We start from the raw sequence: 22,051 nt of genomic DNA, 5'->3' as shown, positions 1-22,051 counted from the left end.
GCGGCGGCGACCGGTCCCGGCGACGGGGTGGAGGAGGAACGGTGGCGGCCAGGGGGGCTGCGGGGGCAGAGCCCCAGGGAGCTGTCCGGGCCCTGGTGATGTCGGACGTCGCGGCGCTGGCCGGCGTCTCGCACCAGACCGTCTCGCGGGTGATCAACGGTCATCCCAACGTCGCCCAGCACACCCGCGAGCGGGTCGAGGCGGCGATCGCCGAGCTGGGCTACCGGCCCAACGTCGCCGCGCGCGCCCTGGTCACCGGCTCCACCCGCACCATCGGGCTGGTCACCATCAAGATCAACCAGTACGGCCCGGCGCAGACGATGCTCGGGCTCGAGCACGCCGCCCGGGCGGCCGGCTACTCCGTCGCCGTCTCCATCCTGGACGACGCCACGGCGGATGCGGTCCGCGAGGCCGTCGACACGTTCGTCGCCCAGCGCGTCGACGCGATCCTGGCGCTGGGCACCTACGACGACGCCGCCGCGGCGCTGGCCGAGCTGCACCCGCCGGTGCCGTTGGTCGCCGTCCAGGTGGGTGGGCACGAGGACCGGCCCGCCGTCGGCGTCGACCAGGAGGAGGGTGCCCGGCAGGCGACCCGCCACCTCCTCGAGCTCGGCCACCGGACCGTGCACCATGTCGCGGGCCCGCTGGACTCCCAGGAGGCGCGCGGGCGCATCGACGGCTGGCGCTCGGAGCTCGCCCGCGTCGGCGCACCGGAGCCGGAGCTGCTGAAGGGCGACTGGACGCCGTCCTCGGGCTACGCCGCCGGGCGCCGGCTCGCCCGCCGGTTCCGCGACGGCGAGGACGTCACCGCGGCGTTCCTCGGCAACGACCAGATGGCGCTGGGCCTGCTCGCCGCCCTGCACGAGGAGGGCATCGAGGTGCCGCGCGACGTCAGCGTGGTCGGCTTCGACGACCTGCCGGAGGCGCCCTACTTCACACCACCCCTGACCACGGTGCGCCAGGACTTCGCCGAGCTGGGACGCCGCGGGGTGCAGCTTGTGCTCGCGCGACTGCGCGGGGAGGACCTCCACCCGGAGGCGGTTCCCGCGCCGCTGGTGGTGCGGTCGAGCACCGGCCCGGCCCGCGACCCCGAGCCGGGACCGGCTTGACCCCGATGTTGTTAGCGCTAACACTGCACCGGGCGCCCGCCCGTCCACCCGAGGAGGATCGACGCCGATGACGACCGATGCCGGCACGGCCATCACCGGCGGCCACACCGCCCTGGGCATCGAGCTCGGGTCGACCCGCATCAAGGCGGTCCTGATCGGTCCCGACTCCGTTCCGCTCGCGGTCGGCAGCTCCGACTGGGAGAACCAGTTCGTCGATCGGCTGTGGACCTACTCGCTGGACGCCGTCTGGGCCGGGGTGCGGCAGAGCGTCGCGGCGCTGGCCGACGACGTCCGCCGGCGCCACGGGATGGAGCTGGCCGGCGTCGGCGCCCTGGGCGTCTCGGCGATGATGCACGGCTACCTCGCCTTCGACGCCGCCGGTGAGCTGCTCACGCCGTTCCGCACCTGGCGCAACACGAACACGGGCCGGGCGACCGAACGGCTCAGTGCCGAGTTCGGCGTCAACATCCCGCACCGGTGGAGCGTCGCGCACCTCTACCAGGCCGTCCTGGACGGCGAGGAGCACGTCGGCCGGCTGGATCACCTGACGACGCTGGCCGGCTACGTGCACTGGCAGCTCACCGGCGAGAAGGTGCTCGGCATCGGCGACGCCAGCGGCATGTTCCCGATCGACGACGCGACCCGCGGGTACGACAGCACGATGCTGGCGCGGTTCGACGAGCTCGCCGCCGAGGCCGGCGCCGACCTCGGCCTGGCCCGGCTGCTGCCCGCCATCGCGGTCGCCGGCGAGCCGGCCGGCACGCTCACCGATGCGGGGGCGGCGCTGCTCGACCCGGCGGGACGGCTGCGTCCCGGCATCCCGGTCTGCCCGCCCGAGGGCGACGCGGGCACGGGCATGGTCGCCACGAACTCGATCGCCCCGCGCACCGGCAACGTCTCGGCCGGCACGAGCATCTTCGCGATGGTCGTGCTCGAGAAGCAGCTCGCCCGCGCGCACCGCGAGCTGGACCTGGTGACGACGCCGGCCGGGGACCCGGTGGCGATGGTGCACTGCAACAACGGGGCCAGCGAACTGGAGGCATGGGTCGGGCTGTTCGCCGAGTTCGCCCGGGCGATGGGGGTCGAGGCCGACGTCCCGACGGTGTTCGGGACCCTGTTCACCGCCGCGCTCGGCGGTGCCGACGACTGCGGCGGGCTGCTGGCCTACAACTACCTCTCCGGGGAACCGATCACCGACCTGGAGGAGGGGCGGCCGCTGTTCGTGCGGTCGCCGGACAGCCGGTTCGACCTCGGCACGTTCATGCGGACGCACCTGTTCGCCTCTCTGGCCACGCTCCGGATCGGCATGGACGTGCTGCAGCGGTCCGAGGGGGTGCGCCTCGACCGGATGTTCGCGCACGGCGGCCTGTTCAAGACCGCCGGCGTGGCGCAGCGCTTCCTCGCCGCGGCCATCGACACGCCGGTCTCCGTCGGCGACGTCGCCGGCGAGGGTGGCGCCTGGGGGATGGCCGTCCTGGCCGCCTTCGCCGCCGGCCGGGCGCCGGAGCAGACCCTGGCCGACTACCTGGACACCGTCGTCTTCCCCGGCGCCGCGCTCGAGACCGCCGACCCCGACCCGGCCGACGTCGCGGGCTTCGACCGGTTCATGCAGCGGTACGTCGCCGCGCTCCCGGTGGAGCGGGCGGCCGTCGACCACATCGGCAACGAGGAGCTCACCCCATGACCGCCACCCTGACCGAACGGGGCACCCACCGCGAGCAGCGCGAGCACGTGGCCGGGCTGCACGCCTACCTGACCCGGTACGAGCTGGTCACCTGGACCTCGGGCAACGTGTCCGAGCGGGTGCCCGGCGAGGACCTGTTCGTCATCAAGGGCAGCGGAGTCGAGTACGACGAGCTGACCTGGGAGGGCGTCACCGTGTGCGACCTCGACGGCAACCCCGTCGACGGGGTGAAGAAGCCCTCGAGCGACACCGACGCGCACGCCTACGTCTACCGGCACATGCCGGAGGTCAACGGCCAGGTGCACACGCACAGCCCCTACGCCACCGCCTGGGCCGCGCGGGCCGAGGAGATCCCCTGCGTGCTCACCGCGATGGCCGACGAGTTCGGGGGACCGATCCCGGTGGGGCCGTTCGCGCTGATCGGCGACGACTCGATCGGCCGGGGCATCGTCGAGACGCTGACCGGCTCGCGGTCGCCGGCGGTGCTCATGCGCAACCACGGCGTCTTCACCGTCGGGCCCTCCGGGAAGGCCGCGGTCAAGGCCGCGGTCATGACCGAGGACGTCGCCCGGACGGTGCACTTCTCGCGGCAGCTGGGCGAGCCGCTGCCCATCGACCAGGCGGACGTGGACCGGCTCTACGCCCGCTACCAGAACGTCTACGGACAGTGAGGAAGGACGTCCCCGTGGCATTCGAAGGTTCCGAGGTCTGGTTCCTCACCGGCAGCCAGGACCTGTACGGCGAGGAGACCCTCCAGCAGGTCGCGTCGCAGTCGCAGCGCGTGGCATCCGCGCTCGACGAGGCGGGGGAGGTGCCCGTGCGCGTCGTCTGGAAGCCCGTGCTGAAGGACGCCGGCGCGGTGCGCCGGATCATGGGCGAGGCGAACGAGGACCCGGCCTGCCTCGGCGTGATCACCTGGATGCACACGTTCTCGCCGGCCAAGATGTGGATCAGCGGCCTCGACGCGCTGCGCAAGCCGCTGCTGCACCTGCACACCCAGGCCGACGCCGCCCTGCCCTGGGCGACGATCGACATGGACTTCATGAACCTCAACCAGGCCGCGCACGGCGACCGCGAGTACGGGTTCATGCTCACCCGGCTGCGGGTGCCGCGGACGACGGTGGCCGGGCACGTCTCCGACCCGCGCGTGCGGGCGCGCGTCGGCTCGTGGGCGCGCGCCGCGGCCGGTGCCACCGCTGCGCGGGACCTGAGGCTGGCCCGGTTCGGCGACAACATGCGCAACGTCGCGGTGACCGAAGGGGACAAGGTCGAGGCCGAGATCCGCTTCGGCATGTCGGTGAACACCTGGGGCGTCAACGACCTGGTGGCCGTCGTCGAGCAGGTGCCGGACAAGGACGTCGACGCGCTGGTCGAGGAGTACGCCGACGTCTACCAGATGGACGCCGACGTCCTGCCCGGCGGCGACCGGCACGACGCCGTCCGGTACCAGGCCCGGATCGAGGCCGCCCTGCGGTCGTTCCTGGTCGACGGCGGCTTCGGGGCGTTCACCACGAACTTCGAGGACCTCGGCGGCCTGCGCCAGCTGCCCGGTCTGGCCGTCCAGCGGCTGATGGCCGACGGGTACGGCTTCGGCGGCGAGGGCGACTGGAAGACCTCGGCCCTGCTGCGGGTGCTCAAGGTCGCCGGGGCCGGCCTGCCCGGGGGCACGTCCTTCATGGAGGACTACACCTACGACCTCGCTCCGGGCTCGGAGCGGATCCTCGGCGCGCACATGCTCGAGGTCTGCCCGACGATCGCCGGCGGGAAGCCGCGCGTCGAGGTGCATCCGCTGGGCATCGGCGGCCGCGAGGACCCGGCCCGGCTCGTGTTCGACGCCGCGCCCGCGCCCGGCGTCGTGATCGGCTGGTCGGACCTCGGCGACCGGTTCCGGTGGGTGGCCAACGAGATCGACGTGGTCGAGCCGTCCGAGCCGCTGCCGAACCTGCCGGTGGCCCGCGCGGTGTGGGAGCCGCGGCCGGACTTCCCGACCGCGACCGAGGGCTGGCTGACCGCCGGCGGCCCGCACCACACCGTGCTGACCACCCAGCTGGGCGCCGACGAGCTGACCGACCTGGCCGAGGTGTTCTCCACCGAGCTGGTGCTGATCGACGCCGACACCACGCGCCGGTCCCTGGCCAAGGAGCTGCGCTGGAGCGCCGCCTACCACCGCCTCGCCCAGCGCCTGTAGAGCCGAAACCGCGGTTTCGGCCCCCGGGACCGGGGCCGAAACCGCGGTTTCGGCTTCTCAGAGGTGGCGGAGGAGGTAGCGGTAGAAGCCGGCGCCCCGGTGCAGGGCGGCGACCGAGATCCGCTCGTCGGCCGCGTGCAGCGCCGCCAGCTCCGCCCTGCTCAGGTCGAAGGGCATGAACCGGTAGACGCTGTCGCAGATCTGGCTGAAGTGCCGCGAATCGCTGGCCTGCACCATCACGTACGGCGCCACGGCGGCGTCCGGGTACACCGAGCGGACGGCGTCCCCGATCAGGGCGAAGGCCTCGTTGTCGGCGCGGGAGACCGGTGACGGATCGTTCCCGCCCAGCACGCGCAGCTCGACCTGGTCGTCGGCGACCACCCGCCGCAGCCGGTCGAGGGTCGACTGCACGGTCTCGCCGAGCGCGATCCGGATGTTGAGGTGCGCGCGGGCGCGGGTGGCCAGCACGTTGCGCGCCCGGCTGCCCTCGAGCTGGGTGACGGCCACCGTCGTCCGGACGAGCGCGTTGGCCTCGCGGCTGGCCCGGGACAGCACCGCCGCGAGCAGCGGCCGGAGGTACCGGGCATGGGCGAACACCGCCCGGTGCGCACCGGGGGCGTGCCGGCCGAGGGCGTCGACCATCCCGAGGACGACGTCGTGCAGCCGGGCGGGGAAGGGGGCGTCCTCGATCCGCAGGATCGCTCGGGCCAGCCGCGCCGGCGCGCCGCCCCGCACGGGCGCCGACGCGTGCCCGCCGGGGTCGCTGGTGACCAGCTCGACGTCCAGCAGTCCCTTCTCGGCCAGCCCCACGACCGCGGTGGGGCCCGGGACGCCGGGGAAGACACCGCTCACGACGGCCCCGCCCTCGTCGACGACCGCCCACGGCCGGACCCCGCGCGACGTGAGCGCCTCGACGGCGAGCTGCGCCCCGACGCCGAAGACCTCCTCGTCGTCGCCGAACGAGAGGTAGACGTCGCGGGCGGGCGTGACGCCGGCGGCGACCAGCGACTCGACCGCCTCGAGGATCGCGACCAGCGCGCCCTTGTCGTCGATCGCGCCCCGGCCGTGCACGACGCCGTCCTCGATCGCGCCGGAGAACGGGTCGCGCGACCAGTCCTGCCCGGCCACCGGGACGACGTCGTAGTGCGCCATCAGCACCATCGGCGGCCGGTCGGTGCCGCTGCGCCACCGGTAGAGCAGGGCGCCGTGGCCGAGCACCTCGCGCTCCAGCGCCGCGTGCGTGCGCGGGTAGAGCTCGGTCAGCCGCTGCCGGAAGGCCTCGAACGCCGCGGCGTCCCGGTCCCGGGGCTCCCGGGTCGAGATCGTCGGGATGCGCACCAGCTCGGCCAGCCGCTCGGCCGCCGCGACGGCGTCCAGGCCGTCGAGGTCGGGGTCGGGAACCTGCGCCGGGTGCGGCCGGAACGCGGCCACGCGGCGCGCGGCGACCGAGACCGCCGCACCGCAGGCCGCGGCGACGAGGGCGCGCCTCACGGGGCCGGGTCCGTCGCCGGGGCGACCGAGCGCAGATCGGTGGCCTCGGGGGCGTCGGAGAACGCGAGCCGGGGGACGACGACCAGCGCGACCGCGGCGGCCAGCGCGGTCACACCGCAGATGACCCACACGGTCACGTAGCCGGCCAGCGACCCCGCCGTCCCCGCCGAGCCGTCGGCGAGCGTCGGAGCCCCGGCGGCGAGGGCCACGGCGAACGTGGCCGACGCGAAGCTGCCGCCGAGGACCTTGGTGGTGTTGGTGAGCCCGGTGGCCACGCCGGTGCGCCCGGCCGGTGCCGCGGCCGCCGCGGCGGCGGGCAGCGCGGCGACCAGCGCACCGGAGCCCAGCCCCGCCACGACCATCGAGGCGAGCACCTGGGGCAGCGAGTCGTGGAACGGCACGAGCAGCAGGTAGCCGGTGCCGGTGAGCGTGGCGGCGCCGATCAACGTCGTCCGCGGGGTGGTGAGCGCGGAGATCCGGGAGAACTGGCTCGCGCCGATCAGCATGGAGATGACGTAGCCGCCGATGACGATCGACACCTGGCTGGTCGACAGCCCCAGGCCGTAGCCGTACACCTCGGGGTCGGTGCGGGCGAAGGTGGACAGCGGTCCCTGCGCACCCAGCACGCTGATGCCGAACAGCCCGGCGGTGAGCTGGACCGGCCACATCGACGGGCTGCGCAGCACCCGGAAGTCGACCAGGGGGTCCTCCCGGCGCAGCTCGTACCGGACGAAGGGGACGACGAGCAGCAGGCCGGCCGCGGTGACCAGCCAGGGCCAGATCTCGGCGGCGCCGTTGATCCGCACGAACGTCAGCCCGCCGGTGATGACCAGGAGGACGACGCTGAGCAGCGCGGCGCCGGTGGCGTCGACCGAGCCGGCCTGCCGGTCCTGGCTCTCGGGCACCCGGAGGCCCACGACCAGGCAGACGCCGACCACCAGGAAGCCCGGGACCAGCAGCACGAGCCAGAACTGCTCGCCGAGCGCGCCGCCCACCTGCCCGCCGGCGAGCGCGCCGACGATCGCGCCCAACTGCAGCGCCGCGACGATGAGCCCGGTGGCACGGCGGGTCTGCGCCGCCTGGTCGGCGAGACCCCGCGCCCGGTTGTGGATCAGCGCGACCTGCAGGGGCAGCCACGCGGCGTAGACACCCTGCACCGCCCAGGCGACGAGGAAGACCGGAAAGCTGTCGGCCACCGCCATGACGCCGGTGGCGACGGCGGTGATGGCCGCGCTGACGAGCAGCATGCGGCGGTGGCCGTGCAGGTCCCCCAGCTTGGCCGCGATCGGCACGGCGATGGCGCTGAGCATCAGCTGCGCCGCCTCGAGCCAGTTGACGTCGGCGTCGTGGATGTCGAGGTGGCGGGCGATGTCGGTCAGCAGCGGGATGTAGTAGCCCTGCAGGACGCCGCTGGTGAACTCGACGAAGACCAGGAAGCCGACGAGCCCGCCGCCGAGGCCCGCGATCCGTCCCGTGGGTGCCCTGTTGCCGGGTGCCCTGCCGCTGGGTGCCCTGCCGCTGGGTGCCCTGCCCGCCACTCGTCCTCCTCCCGTCACCGGCTTCCGGCTACGGGACAGTAGTGACCCGCGCGACCCGTGCGCGCTTTCTGTACCGAAAGCGGGGTCAGAGGGGGCTGCGGGCCACCGGGCAGGACATGCAGCGCGGACCGCCGCGGCCGCTGCCCAGCTCGGAGCCGGCGATCCGGATCACCTCGATGCCGGCCGCCTCCAGTGCGGCGTTGGTCACCGTGTTCCGCTCGTAGGCCACCGCCAGGCGGGGCGCGAGCGCGAGGGTGTTGTTGCCGTCGTCCCACTGCTCGCGCTCGGCGGTGACCGGGTCGAGGCCGGTGTCGATGACCCGGAGGCGGTCGATCCTCATCGCCTCGGCCGCGGCGACGACGAAGGGCCGTGGTCCGGTGACGGCGAGCTCGGCGGTGTCGGCGTCGTCCGTGATGCCCTCGGACGCCGTCACGGTCCAGGCGACCAGCGAGTCGGCGACGGCGGGCCACATGACCATCGCGTCGACGTCGACCATCGTGGCGATCGTGTCCAGGTGCATGGTGGCCCGCTGCTGCGCGATCGGGACGACGAGCACCGTGTGCGCCAGGCGCCGGGCGAAGACCCGCCGCGCGAGCCGTTCGGCTCCGCCGGGCGTCGTCCGCTCGCCGACGCCGACGGCGACCACGCCGTCGGCGAGCAGCAGCACGTCGCCCCCCTCGAGGTGCTCGAGATGCGCACCGTAGAGCTGCTCGACGCCGGCGAAGCGCGGGTGGTGGGCGTAGACCGCGGCGGTGATCGTGCTCTCGCGGTGCCGGGCGGGCATGGCCAGCGACGTCACGGCCACCTGGTCGCCCACCCAGACCGACGAGTCGCGGGTGAAGAGCAGATTGGGCAGCGGAGGGACGACGAAGTCGCCGCGGTCCATGATCTCGAAGGCGAGGCCGTGCCCGCCGCGCAGCTCGTCGTGCGCCAGGCCGGCGATGAGCGCGCCGGCCAGCTCCTCCGGATCGAGGCCCGACAGGTGCGTGGTCGCCGAGCGCTGCAACGTCGCTCCGAGCCGCGGATCGTCAACGGCCGCGGCGATCAGCTCGGCGCGGGCCGACGGGAACGAGAGCACCTCGGCCAGCAGCCGGTCGAGGTGCAGCACCTCGACGCCCCGGTCGCGGAGGGCCTGCGCGAACCCGTCGTGCTCCTCCTGCGCCCGGTCGACCCACGGAACGCCGTCGAACAGCAGCTGGTCGTTGTTGCGCGGGGTGAGCCGGCGGAGCTCGTTACCGGGCCGGTGCAGCAGCACCGTGCGCAGCCGGCCGACCTCGCTGGTCGCGCCCATCGATGGAGCCTCGGTGGGGGACGGGATCATGGCCCGAGGCTTCCACAGGCCGCCGGTCCCGCGCCCGTCCGCTGCTGGCTAGTGTGCCGGGCGTGGATCTGTTCGACCTGACCGGCAAGGTGGCCGTGGTCACCGGTGGCACCCGCGGCATCGGCCTGATGATGGCTCGCGGCCTCCTCCAGGCGGGGGCACGGGTCTACATCAGCTCCCGCAAGGCCGAGGCCGGGGACGCCGCGGTCGCAGAGCTGTCGGCGTTCGGTCAGGTGCGCTCGATCCCCGCCGACCTGTCGCAGGAGGAGGAGTGCCTCCGGCTCGCGGCAGCGGTGGCCGACCGGGAGGACGAGCTGCACATCCTGGTGAACAACGCCGGCGCGACGTGGGGCTCCCCGACGCTGGAGGAGTTCCCGTCCTCGGCGTGGGACAAGGTCGTCGACCTGAACCTGAAGTCGCCGTTCTTCCTCACCCGCGCGTTCCTGCCGCTGCTCGAGGAGGCCGGTACGGACGACGACCCGGCGCGCGTGGTCAACGTCGGCAGCATCGACGGCCTGCACGTCCCGCCGATGCACACGTACTCGTACTCCTCGTCCAAGGCGGCCCTGCACCACCTGACCCGCGTGCTGGCCAAGGAGCTCGGTCCCCGCCGGATCACCGTGAACGCCGTCGCGCCGGGGCCGTTCGAGTCGAAGATGATGGCCGCGACGCTCGACGCGTTCGGTGAGGAGATCGCCGCCCGCTCGCCGCTGCGCCGCATCGGCCGGCCCGACGACATGGCCGGCGTCGTGGTCTACCTGTCCTCGCGGGCCGGTGCGTACGTGACCGGCGCGGTCATCCCGGTGGACGGCGGGATCGCCACCACCCGCTGAGGCCGCCGCCCGACGACCTTCGCGGTGTCGTCGGATTCCCGCGGTGTGCGGCGACATCCTGCCCGCACGGCGAGGGTGAGGCGACGGTTCGGCGGTGCAAGTTCGCCTCAAGTATCCATCAAGGGCCCCTCGCGACTCTTCCTCCTGTCCGAATGCGCCGCGCGGTCACCACTGCCCGGCGACCCGATCCGCGGCCACCGCCGCGGCCGTGCAGAGGAATCCATCCCTGATGAGTCTCACCGAGAACCCCGAGCTGCCCGCCTCCGTCCTCGACGACACGGTGCTCGAGAGCCTCGCTCCCGCCTTCCCCGCCGGCGCCGTCGACGAGCTGCGCGGCCGGGTCGACGGCCCGGTCTTCGCCGCGAGCGACGACGGGCTGGCCGCCGAGGTCGCCACGTGGAACGTCGCCGTGCAGCACACCCCCGCGATCGCCGTGGGCGCCACCAGCGCCCAGGACGTCGTCGCCGCGGTGCGGTGGGCGGTCGCGCACGACCTGCGCGTCGCCGTCCAGGCCACCGGGCACGGGCCGGTGCGCAACGCCGCCGGCTCGATGATGATCACCACCCGCCGCATGCAGGGCCTGAGCATCGACCCGATCGGCCGGACCGCCCGCGTCGAGGCCGGCGTCAAGTGGGCCGCGGTCCTCGAGGCGGCTGCGGACTTCGGGCTGGCCGGGCTGGCCGGGTCGTCGTCCGACGTCGGCGTCGTCGGCTACACGCTCGGTGGCGGCCTGGGCTCGCTGGGCCGCAAGCACGGCTTCGCCGCCGACCACGTCACCGCCGTCGAGATCGTCACCGCCGACGGCCGGCTGCGCCGGGTCACCGCCGACACCGACCCCGAGCTGTTCTGGGCGGTGCGGGGCGGCAAGGGCAACTTCGGCGTCGTCACCGCGCTGGAGTTCGAGCTGGTGCCGGTCGCCTCGCTGTTCGGCGGCGGCATCTTCTTCGCCGGGGACGACGCCCCCGCGCTGCTGCACCGCTTCGGCCAGTGGGCGCCGACGATGCCGGAGGAGGTCAGCACCTCGATCGCGATCCTGCGGATGCCCGACATGGACATGGTGCCGCCGCCGCTGCGCGGGCAGACCGTCGTCCACCTGCGGTTCGCCTACTCCGGCACCGACCACGCCGAGGCCGAGCGGCTGCTGTCGCCGATGAAGGTCGCGGGCACGATCCTGCTGGGCTACGTCGGGCCGATGCGGGCCGACGAGATGGACGCGATCCACATGGACCCGAAGGACCCGATGCCCGGCTGGGAGAAGGGCATGCTGCTCGCCGAGCTGAGCGAGGAGACCGTCGACGCGCTGCTGGCGGCGGCCGGACCGCAGGTCCACATCCCGCTGATCATGGTCGAGCTCCGGCTCCTCGGCGGCGCAGTGGGCCGGCCGGCGGCGGTGCCGAACGCGGTCGCCGGGCGGGAGGGCGCCTACTCGGTGCTGGTCCTCGGGCCGGCCGTGCCGGAGCTGGCCGACGTCGTGCCCGCTGTCGGCAAGGGAGTGCTGGGCGCGCTCATGCCCTGGGCCGCGCCGGGCGTGCTGACCAACTTCCTGGGCGACGTGACCGGCCCGGCGGAGGTGCTCAACGCCTACCCGGCCGACGCCCAGCGCCGGCTGATGGACGTGAAGCGGGCCGTCGACCAGGCCGGTGTCTTCAGCTTCGGCCACGCCATCTGAGAGGGGGCGGCGATGATCAGGTGACCTGATCCCACAGCGTCCTCCCTCACCGTCCACCGTGAGGGAGGACGCGCCATGACCAGGTCACCTGATCATCGCGCCGCATCAGTCGGGGAGCAGGACGCCGGGGTTGCAGATGCCCTGCGGGTCCAGCCGCTGCTTCACCGCGCGCAGCACCTCCACGCCGAGAGGGCCGACCTCGCGCTCCATCCAGGGCCGGTGGTCGGCCCCGACGGCGTGGTGGTGGGTGAGCGTGCCGCCGGCGCCGAGCAGCGCGTCGGTCGCCGCGCGCTTGGCCGAGAGCCACTGCTGGATGGGCAGCGCGTCGTCGCGGTCGGCGAGCACGGTGACGTACAGCGAGGCGCCGGTCGGATAGCCGTGCGAGACGTGGCTCATGATCAGCGGACGCCGGCCAGCGCGGGCGAGCGATTCGCGCAGCGCCCGGCGGACGGCGTCGTACACCGTCGGCAGCGCGGCCCAGGTGGCGGCGGTCTCGAGGGTCTCGACCAGCAGGCCGGCGTCCAGCAGCTTGTCGCGCAGGTACGGCGCGGCGAACCGGTGGCTCTTCCACGACTCGCCGACCTTGCGGCCGACCCGGATGGCGCCGTCCTCCTTGAGCAGCGTCGAGGCGGTCTTGCGGCGCGCGCGGACGACGGCCGGCACGCCCTCCCACCCGAGGATCAGCAGGCAACCCTCCGCGTGTCCCCGGGCCCTGAGCGTGCCGCGCAGCGCGCGGGCGCCGGTGCCGGCGGCCATGAGCAGGTTCGCGCGGGTCTCGTCGGCGTCGGAGAGCCGCACGATGTCGGGCAGCAGCTCGTAGCGGGCCAGCCGTTGCAGGGCCGCCAGCCCGGCCGCCCAGGAGCGGAACGACCAGCCCTCGTAGGTGCAGGCCATGGGCTTCGGGCGCACCCGGAGCTTCAGCTCGGTGATGATGCCGAGCGTGCCCTCGGAGCCGAGGGCCAGCCCGAGCAGGTCGGGTCCCGCCGCGCTCGCCGGGGGATGGCCGAGCTCCAGGACGCCGGACGGCGTGGCGAGGGTCAGCCCGGCGACCAGCTCGTCGAAGCGGCCCACGCCCGTGGAGTTCTGGCCGGCCGACCGGGTGGCCGCGTAGCCGCCGACGGTGGCGAACTCCCAGCTCTGCGGGAGGTGGCCGAAGGTCAGGCCCTCGGCGCCCAGCGCCTCCTCGAGTGCCGGTCCGCGCATGCCGGGCCCGACGGTGACCAGGGACGACGGCACGTCGAGGGCCTGCACCGACGACATGCGGGAGAGGTCGACGGCGACCGAGGGGCGGTCGTCGGGGTCGACGCCGGCCAGACCGCCGACGACGCTGGTGCCCCCGCCGAACGGCACGACGACCACGCCGAGCTCGCTGCACGCGGTCAGCAGGGCGGCGGTCTCCTCCGTCGTCCCGGGCAGGGCGACGGCGTCGGGCGCGTCGGAGGCGTCACCTTCGCGGCGGCGCAGCAGGTCGAGGTAGCTCTTCCCGCCCGCCCGGCGCAGCCGTGACTCCCGGTCGGTGCGCACGTTGTCCTCGCCCAGCAGGCCGACCAGGCGGGTGCGCGCCTCCTCGGGCAGCCGGCTCGGTGCCAGGCGGATCTCGGCGATCGGCACGCTTGGGGTCGGCCTGGGCGTCCAGCCCAGTTCCCGGGCCAGGTGCCGGCGCGCGGCTCTGGGCAGCGACCCGTCCAGGTCGCCGTCGGAGGGGTCGGGGCCGGTCGGTCCCCATCCCTGGATCGTGAGTTCCGGCTGCTCTGCCACCGCTACAGTCTGCCGGTGCTGCTGCGGCAACGATCACGGTGACCGCCGGACTGCCGGGGGCGCTCACCCCGGCTCGCCGGGCGAGGGCGCTGGGCGAGGTTCCCGGGGCGTCGGTCGACGTCGTCGTCGTGGGCGGTGGGGTGACCGGCACGGGGGTCGCCCTGGACGCCGCCAGCCGCGGGCTGTCCGTCGTCCTGCTCGAACGCGCCGACCTGGCCGCCGGCACCAGCCGGTGGTCGTCGAAGCTCGTGCACGGCGGTCTGCGCTACCTCGCGCACGGCGAGATCGGCCTCGCGCGCGAGAGCGCCCGCGAACGCGCCGTCCTCATGGGCTCGACCGCGCCGCACCTCGTCCGGCCGCTGCCGTTCCTCGTCCCCGACGCCGCGGGTCGCGACGTCACCGCGCTGGCCGAGGCGGGCGGACGGGCCGCGGACCTCATCCGCTTCTCGGTACCCGGCGGCCGCGGCTCCCTGCCGTCCACCCGCCGGGTGGACGCCGACGAGGTGTCCCGGCTGGTGCCCGGCGTCCGACCCGGCCGGGGCGGCGTGCTGTTCTGGGACGGGCAGCTGGTCGACGACGCCCGGCTGGTGGTCGCGCTCGCCCGCACCGCCGCGGCCTACGGCGCGACGGTGCTCACCGGGGCGACCGTCACCTCCGTGGACGGCGCCGACGTGCACGTGCGGGTGGACGACGAGACGTTCGTGCTGCGCGCCGGGGTGGTGGTCAACGCCGCGGGGGTGTGGGCGCAGCGGCTCGCGCCACGGATCCGGCTGGTGCCCTCGAGGGGCTCCCACCTGGTGGTGCCCGGGTCGGCGCTCGGTTCGCCGTCGGCGGCGCTGACGGTGCCGCTGCCCGGATCGCGCTCCCGCTACGTCTTCGCGCTCCCGCAGGCCGACGGACTGGTCTACCTGGGCCTCACCGACGAGCCGGTCGAGGGGCCGGTGCCCGACGACGACCCGGTGCCCGAGGACGCCGAGGTGGCGCAGCTGCTGGCGACGGTCAACCAGGTGCTGACGGTGCCCCTGACCGGGGACGACGTGGTCGGCTCCTACGCCGGGTTGCGCCCGCTCGTGCTGCCCGAGTCGGCGGGCACGGGGCCGGGCGACGCCACGGCCGACCTCTCCCGCAAGCACCTGCTGCAGTGGGACGGACCGGTCCTCTCGGTGGTGGGGGGCAAGCTCACGACCTATCGCGCGATGGCGGAGGAGACGGTGGACGCCGTCGTCGCGCGGCTGGGGCGGGGCGCGCGACGGTCGCCGACCGGCCGCCTGCCGCTGCTGGGGGCGGCGCCGCGGCGCGTGCTCGACCGGGTGGCCGCACCGCGGCGGCTGGTGGCCCGGTACGGCACCGAGGCGCCGACCGTGGAGGCGCTCGGCCCCGCCGCGGTCGTCGCCGGCCGGCCGGAGAGCGTGGGGGAGCTGCGGTTCGCCGTCCGGTACGAGGGCGCGCGGACCGTGGCCGACCTGCTCGACCGGCGCACCCGCATCGGTCTGGTGCCCGCCGACCGCGAGCGCGCCGTGCCGGTCGCCGAGCAGGTCCTTGCCGAGGAGGGTTAGGTCAGCCGGAACTCGGGGTTGCGGGGGTTCAGGTGCAGGGCGGCGGGATCGAGGCAGGCGTCGAGGAAGGCCCGCACGACGGCCCGCCGCCGCTCGGCCCCGCCGGTGTGCGGACCCGCCTGGACCAGGCCGGTGGCCACCACCCGGAACCGGTGCCGGCCGACGTCCCGGGCGCCGGGCGGGTCGTCGGCCAGCCCGATGCCCGGCGCGAGCGGCCGGGTGAACGCGGGCACCGTGCGACCGAAGGCGAACGGTGAGCGCTGGCGCAGGCGGATCGCGAGCCGGGCCAGCGCCGGAGCGTCCGCGCGGGAGACCGTGACCACCACCGACCCGATCCGCTCGCGGGACGACGAGTGCCCCCGCAGCTCGGCGCGGAACGGAAGGCCGTAGCCGTCGAGAGCGGTGACCAGCCGGCCGTACACCTCGGGTGCGATGGCGGGGGACAGCTCGAGGTAGCAGCTGGCGCTCGACCGCTCGAGCTCGCCCGTCGAGATCACGAAGACGGGGACGCCGGCCTCGGTTCGGTAGGCGAACGTCCACCCCTCGCGGCCGAGGAACTGGGGGGTGAGTGCGTCGGCCAGCCGGAGGCAGGCCTCGCCGCCGCCGCGGCGGCCGACCGGCCACGGAACGACGGAGGGGACCGCGGCGGCGCGGAAGTGACGGACGTAGAGGGCGTCGGCCAGCGTCTCGACCACCAGCCTGCACCGGTGCGAGACGGGCAGCAGGTCGCCGGCGATGCGGACGGAGCCGTCGAGCTCGGTCTCCTCGGCGATCCGCGCGATCAGCGCGTTCCAGGGGGAGTGGGACATGTCGGCGGCTGAGGGAGGGTCGTCCAGCGCGACGGGCATGACGGGTTCCTCCGAGCTCTCCGGGACGGTGACCTGCCCGGAAGAGGAGGAGGATCGGCGGGTGGATACGTACACGCACGGCCATGCCGAGCCGGTGCTGCAGTCGCACCGGTGGCGCACCGCCGAGAACTCCGCCGGCTACCTCCTGCCGTCGCTGCGGCCGGGCCTCGACCTGCTCGACGTGGGGTGCGGCCCGGGGACGATCACCGTCGACCTGGCCGCGCGGGTGGCGCCGGGCCGGGTGGTCGGGCTCGACGTCGCCGCCGACCCCCTGGAGGAGGCCCGCACGGCGGCGGCCCGTGCCGGCGTGGCGGTCACGTTCGCCGTCGGTGACGTGTACGCCCTCGACGCGGCCGACGACTCGTTCGACGTCGTCCACGCCCACCAGGTCCTGCAGCACCTGACCGATCCGGTCGCCGCGCTGCGCGAGATGGCCCGCGTCTGCCGGCCCGGTGGCGTCATCGCCGTCCGCGACGTCGACTACGGCGCCTTCGTGACCTATCCGGCCGACGACGCGCTGGACCGTTGGCTGGACCTCTACCACCAGGTGGCGCGGGCAACGGCGCCGAACCGGACGCGGGACGGCGGCTGCTCGCGTGGGCGCACGCGGCGGGCCTGCGCGACACCGTGGCCACCGCGAGCACGTACTGCTACGCCTCGCCGGAGGAGCGGCGCTGGTGGGGTGCCTCGTGGGCGGGGCGGGCGACGGCGTCGTCCTTCGCCGAGCAGGCGCTGGCCTACGGGCTGGCCACCCGGGAGGAGCTGGAGGAGATCGCCGCAGCCTGGCTCCGCTGGGGTGCCGCCGACGACGGCTGGCTCGGCATGCTGCACGGCGAGCTGCTCATCCGCGTCTGAGCCCCGCGAGATCTGCACACTCGTGGCCATCGAGGCGTGCAACGCCTCCAGTGTGCAGATCTCGCGGGGGCGGATCAGCCGGTCCGGCGGGCGGCGTTGGCCTGGACGGCGGTGCTCACGTACTGCGCGAGCCCCGGTGCCATCGCCTCGTAGGTCGCGGTGAACCGCTCGTCCTCGACGTACATCCGCCCGAGGGCGGCGTGCATCCCGGGCGAGCACTCGTAGAAGTTCCGGCTGATGTGCTGCCGGTCGTCCTCCGCGACGTCCATCGCCTCGTCGGAGTCGGGCGCGGCGCCCGACCGCAGGACGGCGACCCAGCGGTTGCCCAGGTCCTGCATCTCGGCCGTGATCCGCATCCAGTCCTGCTTGGTGTAGGACGCGGCCCTGCGCTGCGACTCCTGGTAGGCGTCGGTCTCGCCCCAGCGCTCCGCGACCTCCGCCTCGTACTGCGCCGGGTCGTGCTCGCCGAAGACCTCGAACCGTTCCTCGGGGGTCAGGGAGATTCCCATCGCACGTGCCTCCATCTCCTTCTCGACGGCCGCGACCATCGCCCGGGTCCGCTCCAGCCGGTCGGTGAGCAGCCGGTGCTGCCTGCGCAGGTGCTCGACCGGATCGGCGTCCCCGGACAGCAGGGTCGCGACCTCCTCGAGGGAGAACCCGAGCTCGCGGTACAGCAGCACCTGGTGCAGCCGGTCCAGGTCCGCCGGCGAGTACTGCCGGTAGCCCGCCGGCGTCCGCCCGGACGGCGACAGCAGACCGATCCGGTCGTAGTGGTGCAGCGTGCGCACCGTGACCCCGGCCAGCGCGGCCACCTCGCCCACGTTCATCGGGTCCCTCCCTCCTCTGACATCGAGAAGGGAACAGCCTGACGTTGCGTCAGGGTCAAGCGATCACCGAGTCTTCTTGCCCTCGCGCAGCGACTGGACGGTCTTGTCGATGCGGGTGGCCCGCGTCTCGGGCTTCTTCGCCTCCTCGACCCAGCGCACCCACTCCTTCCTGTGGCTGGGCGCCAGGCCGTCGAAGTGCGTCCGCGCCGCGTCGTCCAAGGCCGCGGCCAGGTCGTCGGGCAGCGTCACCTCGCGCGGAGCGGTGTCCAGTTCGAGCTGGACGTCGACCTGCTGGTCCGCGGCCACGCCCGCCGCCTCCCGGTGCTCGGCGGCCAGCGGGATCCAGAACGCGCCGCCCATGGGCGCCACCGTCGTCCGATAGGTGTAGCCGCCGATCGTCACCACCACCGGGGGTCGCTTGCCGGCGCCCAGCTGCTCGACGATCTCGTCGGGCACCTGGATGCCCGTCGCCGTCTTAGCGCCCAGCACCACCGTCGCCCGGAAGTCCATGGCGGCAGGTTAGGTGAGCGCACGCACCGTCTCGACGGCCGCGACCACGGCGAAGACCAGGAACAGGCCCGCGGCCACCCGGCGGATCAGCGCGATCGGCAGCCGGTCGGCGAGCTTCTTGCCGAGGAACACGGCCAGCGCGGAGACGACCAGCAGCGCCGCCCACGCTCCGACGAACACCGACAGCGGCTCGCCGAGCCGCGCGGCCAGACCGGCGGTGGCCAGCTGCGACAGGTCGCCCCACTCGGCGGCGAACAGCACGCCGAACGAGATCGCGGCGACGCGGAAGAACGACGTCCCCTGCTTCGTCTCGTCGAGGTCCTCCGCCTCCGGCCCGCTCGTGGCGCTGCGCCACAGGATGATCGCGCCGACCAGGAAGAGGACGGCGACGATCCCGCTCACCAGCGCCTCGGGCAGCAGCGAGAGCAGCGAGCCCGCGGTGACCGCGATCGCCACCTGCAGGCCGAACGCCGTCCCGACGCCGACGAACACGGGCAGTGGCGGGAACCGGGTGGCCAGGACGAGGCTGGCGAACAGCGTCTTGTCCGGCAGCTCCACCGGGAGCACCAGGATGAACGCGGTCGCCACGACCGACAGGACCACGAGACGTCTCCTCCGCTCGGCGCTGCCGGGCGGTGCTCGGGCAGTTCAGGTCGCCGGGCAGACGGTAGTCCAGCGGCACCGGCAATTCCGGTGCGGCCGTCGGTGTTCCCCGTTACCGTCGCGCCATGCCGTTCCGTTGACGCCCGTCCCCGAACGCTCTGCCGCCCGCAGCCCGGCCGCTGGCCCGCCTGGCCGTGGGCTGGGCCGCGCTGTCGGAGCTGGTCCCCTACTACCCGCTCTACGCGCTGCTCTTCCTCGACACCGGGCTGTCCGGCGCGCAGGTCTCCGCGCTGTTCGCCGTCTGGTCGGTCACCTCCTTCGTCACCGAGGTGCCGGCGGGCGTGCTCGCCGACCGGTGGTCCCGCCGGGGCTGCGTCGTCCTGGCCGGGGTCCTGCAGGCGGTCGCGTTCGCCGTCTGGACGGCGGCCCCGCAGCTGGCGGCCTTCGCGGTCGGCTTCGCGATCTGGGGTGTGGCCGGCGCGCTGGTCTCCGGCGCGAGCGAGGCGCTGGTCTACGACGGGCTGGCCGCCGTCGGTGCCGCGGACAGCTACGTGCGGGTCAACGGCCGGATGACGGCGGTCGAACTGCTGGTCCAGCTGCCGACCGCGGTCGCCGCCGGAGCCCTGTTCGCGCTCGGCGGCTATCCGCTCGTCGGTTGGGCCAGCGTCGCGGTCTGCCTGGCCGCCGCCGCGCTCGCGCTGCGCTTCCCGGAGGCCCCCGGACCAGCGCAGACGAGACGGGAACGCCGCGGGAGGGCGTCGGCGAGGCGGTGCGCAGCCCGGCGCTGCGCGTGCTGGTGCTCGCCGTGGCGCTGATCGGTGGTCTGGACGCGATCGAGGAGTACTTCCCCGTCCTCGCCGGCGACTGGGGCGTGTCCACGGCCGTCGTGCCGCTCGCGGTGCTGGTGGTCGCGCTGGCGGGTGCGGCCGGCGCGGCGCTGGGCGGACGGGCCGACCGGCTGCCCGGTGCCGCGTTGCCGGCCCTCCTCGCCGTGGCGGCGGTGCTGCTGGCGGGCGCGGCCGTGTGGGCGCGGCCCGCGGCGCTGGCCGTCGTCGCCCTGTTCTACGGGCTCTACCTGGCGGTGCTCGTCGTCGCCGAGGCCCGGCTGCAGGACCGGATCGCCTCCGCGCACCGGGCGACGGTCACCTCCGTGGCCGGCCTGGGCATCGAGGTCGCCTCGCTGCTCGTCTTCGCCGCCTGGGCGGTCGGCGGGCCGGTCGCGGTGGCGGTGCTCGTTCTGGCCGTCGTCCCGGTGGTGCGGGCCGGCCTGCGGATCAGGGAGCCGAGCGTGCCCGCTGCAGGTACGCCGACGGCGGAACACCGACCACGGCGCGGAAGTCACGGCTGAAGTGCGCCTGGTCGAACCAGCCGAGCGACGCCGCCAGCCCGGCCAGGTCGTCCACGTCGCCGGCGTCGATCGCGGCCGCGGCGTCCTGCAGCCGGTAGCGGGCGAGCACGGCCTTGGGTGTCAGGCCGACGTAGCCGGCGAACAGCCGCTGGAGCGACCGCACGCTCATGGCGCCGAGCGCGGCGACCTGTTCCACCCGCACCAGCGACCGGTCGTCGAGCATCCGGTCCAGCAGCGCCAGCAGGTCGAGGTAGGCCGGCGGCGGCTCGGGCGCGCGGGGTGCCAGGGCCGCGTCGAGCACGGCGGCACGGTCGTCGTCCGAGTCCCGCTCGAGGACGGCGGCCAGCAGCGCGTCCGGCGTCGTCCCCAGTTCGGACCCGAGGGGGACGACGCCGTCGCGCGGGGGCGGGCCGCCGGTGAAGGCGGCGTAGCCGCCGGGCCGGAACTTCACCGCGCTCACCCGGCCGGCGCCGACGAGGTCGACGGTGAAGCGGCGGGTGACCACGCCGTGGACCAGGACGGCGGGCAGCCGGACGCCGAAACGCGGACGGGTGCCGGTCTCGACCGACACGTTGACGCTGGGGTGGCTGAGCACCTCGGAGCGGAAGGGCGGCTGACCGGTGCGGTCCCAGCGCACGGACCAGTAGCGCTCGACGAAGGGCCGCAGCACCGGCGACACCGGCGCGTCGCGGCGCAGGTCGGCCACCCGCGCCGTCTCCGCGGGACGCAGGACCCCGCTGCGCCTGGGTTCGGGCCGTGTCGCGTTCTTCCAAGACGCCACGGCCGCAGCCTAGGCAGAGTGGGGGACATGACGATCACCGACGGGAAGCCCGCGGGCTACACGACCCTGACGCCGTTCCTGGTCTGCTCGCCGGCGGCCGAGGCGATCCGGTTCTACGAAGAGGTCTTCGGTGCGACGCTGGTCAGCCGGATGGACGGTCCCGGCGGGACCGTGCTGCATGCCGAACTCGACTTCGGCGACGGCCGACTCCAGCTGAGCGACCCCGACGAGGAGTACGGCCTCGTCGTGCCCGACCGGTCCGCCGACGCGGTCAGCGGCTCCACCTGCATCTACGTGGCCGACGTCGACGCCGTCTTCGCCGAGGCCGTCGAGCGCGGGGCCACCGTGCGCGAGAAGCCCGACACCTTCGTCACCGGTGACCGGTTCGCCTCGATCTACGACCCGTTCGGGCACCGCTGGGCGGTGCTGACCAAGGTCGAGGACGTCAGCCCCGAGGAGGCGGAGCGTCGGCTCGCCGAGTGGGGCGCGCAGCGGGGCTGAGCGACAGCCGGGGCAGCAGCACCTGCACCAGAGGGCCGATCGCCAGCGCGTAGACGACCGTGCCCAGGCCCAGCACGCCCCCGAGCAGCCAGCCGCTCGCCACGACGACGACCTCGATCGAGGTCCGGACCAGGCGCACGGAGCCGCCGGTCCGGCGGACCAGGCCGGTCATCAGCCCGTCCCGCGGGCCGGGCCCGAGGTGGACGCCGATGTAGGCGGCGGTGGCGACCGCGTTCAGCAGCACGCCCGCCACCAGCAGGCCGATCCGCAGCGGGAGCGACGACGGCGCCGGGACGACGGCCAGCGTGGCGTCGACGGCCAGCCCGATGACCACGACGTTGCTGACGGTGCCCAGGCCCGGGCGCTGCCGCAGCGGGATCCAGGCCAGCAGCACCAGCGCGCCCACGAGGATGGACACCGCGCCGATCGACCAGCCCATGCGGCCGGCCAGGCCCTGGTGCAGCACGTCCCAGGGCATGTTGCCGAGCGTGGACCGGATGATCAGCGCCATCGAGGCCCCGTAGAGGGCCAGCCCGGCGTAGAGCTGGATCAGCCGGCGGGGCAGCCGGCGGCCGCGGAGCGCGGAGACGGGCCGGGTCTGGAGCACCCGGCCAGCATGACCCATGATTGG

The 22,051-nt window shown here is 74.4% G+C and carries 21 protein-coding genes and 1 pseudogene; 12 read left to right on the top strand and 10 right to left on the bottom strand.

Annotation, left to right across the window (positions count from 1 at the left end; translation table 11 throughout):
- Nucleotides 1-41: 41 nt before the first annotated feature.
- From MVA48_RS15280 to araA, 4 genes are all read left to right on the top strand, one after another.
- On the top strand, nucleotides 42-1,109 hold the full coding sequence (locus MVA48_RS15280; protein ID WP_246981555.1) for a LacI family DNA-binding transcriptional regulator: 1,068 nt from the start codon (nucleotides 42-44) through the stop codon (nucleotides 1,107-1,109).
- A gap of 67 nt (nucleotides 1,110-1,176) precedes the next feature.
- Nucleotides 1,177-2,793 (top strand): xylulokinase, encoded by a 1,617-nt coding sequence (locus tag MVA48_RS15275; RefSeq protein WP_246981554.1) that lies wholly within the window; start codon nucleotides 1,177-1,179, stop codon nucleotides 2,791-2,793.
- Nucleotides 2,790-3,464: an L-ribulose-5-phosphate 4-epimerase gene (locus MVA48_RS15270; RefSeq protein ID WP_246981553.1), complete on the top strand. Its 675-nt coding sequence runs from the start codon at nucleotides 2,790-2,792 to the stop codon at nucleotides 3,462-3,464. The genes MVA48_RS15275 and MVA48_RS15270 overlap by 4 nt, the downstream gene beginning before the upstream one ends.
- A gap of 14 nt (nucleotides 3,465-3,478) precedes the next feature.
- Nucleotides 3,479-4,981, top strand: a complete 1,503-nt coding sequence (araA, locus tag MVA48_RS15265) for an L-arabinose isomerase (RefSeq protein WP_246981552.1) — start codon at nucleotides 3,479-3,481, stop codon at nucleotides 4,979-4,981.
- A 57-nt stretch (nucleotides 4,982-5,038) separates the two neighbouring features.
- Here araA and MVA48_RS15260 read toward each other — a convergent pair whose 3' ends face one another.
- The 3 genes from MVA48_RS15260 to MVA48_RS15250 form a co-directional block, all read right to left on the bottom strand.
- Nucleotides 5,039-6,472: a M20/M25/M40 family metallo-hydrolase gene (locus MVA48_RS15260; protein ID WP_246981551.1), complete on the bottom strand. Its 1,434-nt coding sequence runs from the start codon at nucleotides 6,470-6,472 to the stop codon at nucleotides 5,039-5,041.
- Nucleotides 6,469-8,010, bottom strand: a complete 1,542-nt coding sequence (locus MVA48_RS15255) for an MFS transporter (RefSeq protein ID WP_246981550.1) — start codon at nucleotides 8,008-8,010, stop codon at nucleotides 6,469-6,471. Before MVA48_RS15255 ends, MVA48_RS15260 begins: the two co-directional genes overlap by 4 nt.
- Before the next feature lie 85 nt (nucleotides 8,011-8,095).
- Nucleotides 8,096-9,301, bottom strand: a complete 1,206-nt coding sequence (locus MVA48_RS15250) for an arginine deiminase (protein WP_246981549.1) — start codon at nucleotides 9,299-9,301, stop codon at nucleotides 8,096-8,098.
- Nucleotides 9,302-9,393: 92 nt separating this feature from the next.
- Here MVA48_RS15250 and MVA48_RS15245 point away from each other — a divergent pair, with 92 nt between their 5' ends.
- Nucleotides 9,394-10,164 carry an SDR family oxidoreductase gene (locus tag MVA48_RS15245; RefSeq protein WP_246981548.1) on the top strand — a complete coding sequence of 257 codons (771 nt, stop codon included), beginning with the start codon at nucleotides 9,394-9,396 and terminating at the stop codon, nucleotides 10,162-10,164.
- 229 nt (nucleotides 10,165-10,393) lie between these two features.
- On the top strand, nucleotides 10,394-11,833 hold the full coding sequence (locus tag MVA48_RS15240; RefSeq protein ID WP_246981547.1) for an FAD-binding oxidoreductase: 1,440 nt from the start codon (nucleotides 10,394-10,396) through the stop codon (nucleotides 11,831-11,833).
- A 105-nt stretch (nucleotides 11,834-11,938) separates the two neighbouring features.
- Here the strand turns inward: MVA48_RS15240 and MVA48_RS15235 are convergent, their stop codons facing one another.
- Complete coding sequence (locus MVA48_RS15235) at nucleotides 11,939-13,591, bottom strand: FAD-binding oxidoreductase (RefSeq protein ID WP_246981546.1); 1,653 nt, start codon at nucleotides 13,589-13,591, stop codon at nucleotides 11,939-11,941.
- A gap of 38 nt (nucleotides 13,592-13,629) precedes the next feature.
- Here MVA48_RS15235 and MVA48_RS15230 point away from each other — a divergent pair, with 38 nt between their 5' ends.
- On the top strand, nucleotides 13,630-15,147 hold the full coding sequence (locus MVA48_RS15230) for a glycerol-3-phosphate dehydrogenase/oxidase (protein ID WP_246981545.1): 1,518 nt from the start codon (nucleotides 13,630-13,632) through the stop codon (nucleotides 15,145-15,147).
- Here MVA48_RS15230 and MVA48_RS15225 read toward each other — a convergent pair.
- On the bottom strand, nucleotides 15,144-15,995 hold the full coding sequence (locus MVA48_RS15225; RefSeq protein ID WP_246981544.1) for a T3SS effector HopA1 family protein: 852 nt from the start codon (nucleotides 15,993-15,995) through the stop codon (nucleotides 15,144-15,146). The genes MVA48_RS15230 and MVA48_RS15225 overlap by 4 nt on opposite strands.
- Here MVA48_RS15225 and MVA48_RS15220 point away from each other — a divergent pair.
- Together MVA48_RS15220 and MVA48_RS15215 are read left to right on the top strand one after the other, a co-directional pair.
- Nucleotides 15,883-16,467, top strand: a pseudogene (locus tag MVA48_RS15220) (class I SAM-dependent methyltransferase); the annotation flags it as partial. The gene MVA48_RS15225 and the pseudogene MVA48_RS15220 overlap by 113 nt on opposite strands.
- A 53-nt stretch (nucleotides 16,468-16,520) precedes the next feature.
- Nucleotides 16,521-16,850 (top strand): hypothetical protein, encoded by a 330-nt coding sequence (locus MVA48_RS15215; RefSeq protein ID WP_246989374.1) that lies wholly within the window; start codon nucleotides 16,521-16,523, stop codon nucleotides 16,848-16,850.
- A gap of 74 nt (nucleotides 16,851-16,924) precedes the next feature.
- Here MVA48_RS15215 and MVA48_RS15210 read toward each other — a convergent pair whose 3' ends face one another.
- The 3 genes from MVA48_RS15210 to MVA48_RS15200 all read right to left on the bottom strand — a co-directional run bounded on the left by MVA48_RS15210 (nucleotide 16,925) and on the right by MVA48_RS15200 (nucleotide 18,790).
- Nucleotides 16,925-17,677 carry a MerR family transcriptional regulator gene (locus MVA48_RS15210; RefSeq protein WP_246981543.1) on the bottom strand — a complete coding sequence of 251 codons (753 nt, stop codon included), beginning with the start codon at nucleotides 17,675-17,677 and terminating at the stop codon, nucleotides 16,925-16,927.
- A gap of 63 nt (nucleotides 17,678-17,740) precedes the next feature.
- Nucleotides 17,741-18,187 carry a YdeI/OmpD-associated family protein gene (locus MVA48_RS15205; protein ID WP_246981542.1) on the bottom strand — a complete coding sequence of 149 codons (447 nt, stop codon included), beginning with the start codon at nucleotides 18,185-18,187 and terminating at the stop codon, nucleotides 17,741-17,743.
- Nucleotides 18,188-18,196: 9 nt separating this feature from the next.
- The gene (locus tag MVA48_RS15200) at nucleotides 18,197-18,790 is read right to left on the bottom strand and encodes a TMEM165/GDT1 family protein (RefSeq protein WP_246981541.1); all 594 of its coding nucleotides are present in this window, start codon (nucleotides 18,788-18,790) and stop codon (nucleotides 18,197-18,199) included.
- Nucleotides 18,791-18,984: 194 nt separating this feature from the next.
- Between MVA48_RS15200 and MVA48_RS15195 the strand changes: the two genes are divergently transcribed.
- Nucleotides 18,985-19,605, top strand: coding sequence for an MFS transporter (locus MVA48_RS15195; RefSeq protein ID WP_246981540.1), 621 nt, complete (start codon nucleotides 18,985-18,987; stop codon nucleotides 19,603-19,605).
- The gene (locus tag MVA48_RS15190) at nucleotides 19,560-20,138 is read left to right on the top strand and encodes a hypothetical protein (protein WP_246981539.1); all 579 of its coding nucleotides are present in this window, start codon (nucleotides 19,560-19,562) and stop codon (nucleotides 20,136-20,138) included. The genes MVA48_RS15195 and MVA48_RS15190 overlap by 46 nt, the downstream gene beginning before the upstream one ends.
- Here MVA48_RS15190 and MVA48_RS15185 read toward each other — a convergent pair.
- Entirely contained in the window at nucleotides 20,065-20,919 is an 855-nt protein-coding gene (locus MVA48_RS15185; RefSeq protein ID WP_246981538.1) for a helix-turn-helix domain-containing protein, read from the bottom strand. The two genes, MVA48_RS15190 and MVA48_RS15185, sit on opposite strands and share 74 nt — an antisense overlap.
- Nucleotides 20,920-20,946: 27 nt before the next feature.
- On the opposite strand from MVA48_RS15185, the gene MVA48_RS15180 reads away from it, so the two are divergent.
- Nucleotides 20,947-21,420 (top strand): VOC family protein, encoded by a 474-nt coding sequence (locus MVA48_RS15180; protein ID WP_246981537.1) that lies wholly within the window; start codon nucleotides 20,947-20,949, stop codon nucleotides 21,418-21,420.
- Here MVA48_RS15180 and yczE read toward each other — a convergent pair.
- Complete coding sequence (gene yczE / locus MVA48_RS15175; RefSeq protein ID WP_246981536.1) at nucleotides 21,365-22,027, bottom strand: membrane protein YczE; 663 nt, start codon at nucleotides 22,025-22,027, stop codon at nucleotides 21,365-21,367. The genes MVA48_RS15180 and yczE overlap by 56 nt on opposite strands.
- Between the last annotated feature and the right edge of the window lie 24 nt (nucleotides 22,028-22,051).

It is taken from the genome of Blastococcus sp. PRF04-17 (assembly GCF_023016265.1).
Classification (GTDB): Bacteria; Actinomycetota; Actinomycetes; order Mycobacteriales; family Geodermatophilaceae; genus Blastococcus_B.
The sequence above is the reverse complement of the archived record's forward strand: the minus strand, read 5'-3'. Positions and strand labels throughout refer to the sequence as shown.

Bases quoted from the DNA above. Each gene is read 5' to 3' on its own strand.
- MVA48_RS15275 (WP_246981554.1), top strand. From the start codon at position 1,177: ATGACGACCGATGCCGGCACGGCCATCACCGGCGGCCACACCGCCCTG.
- MVA48_RS15270 (WP_246981553.1), top strand. From the start codon at position 2,790: ATGACCGCCACCCTGACCGAACGGGGCACCCACCGCGAGCAGCGCGAG.
- MVA48_RS15250 (WP_246981549.1), bottom strand. From the start codon at position 9,301: ATGGGCGCGACCAGCGAGGTCGGCCGGCTGCGCACGGTGCTGCTGCAC.
- MVA48_RS15240 (WP_246981547.1), top strand. From the start codon at position 10,394: ATGAGTCTCACCGAGAACCCCGAGCTGCCCGCCTCCGTCCTCGACGAC.
- MVA48_RS15225 (WP_246981544.1), bottom strand. From the start codon at position 15,995: ATGCCCGTCGCGCTGGACGACCCTCCCTCAGCCGCCGACATGTCCCAC.
- MVA48_RS15210 (WP_246981543.1), bottom strand. From the start codon at position 17,677: ATGAACGTGGGCGAGGTGGCCGCGCTGGCCGGGGTCACGGTGCGCACG.
- MVA48_RS15205 (WP_246981542.1), bottom strand. From the start codon at position 18,187: ATGGACTTCCGGGCGACGGTGGTGCTGGGCGCTAAGACGGCGACGGGC.
- MVA48_RS15180 (WP_246981537.1), top strand. From the start codon at position 20,947: ATGACGATCACCGACGGGAAGCCCGCGGGCTACACGACCCTGACGCCG.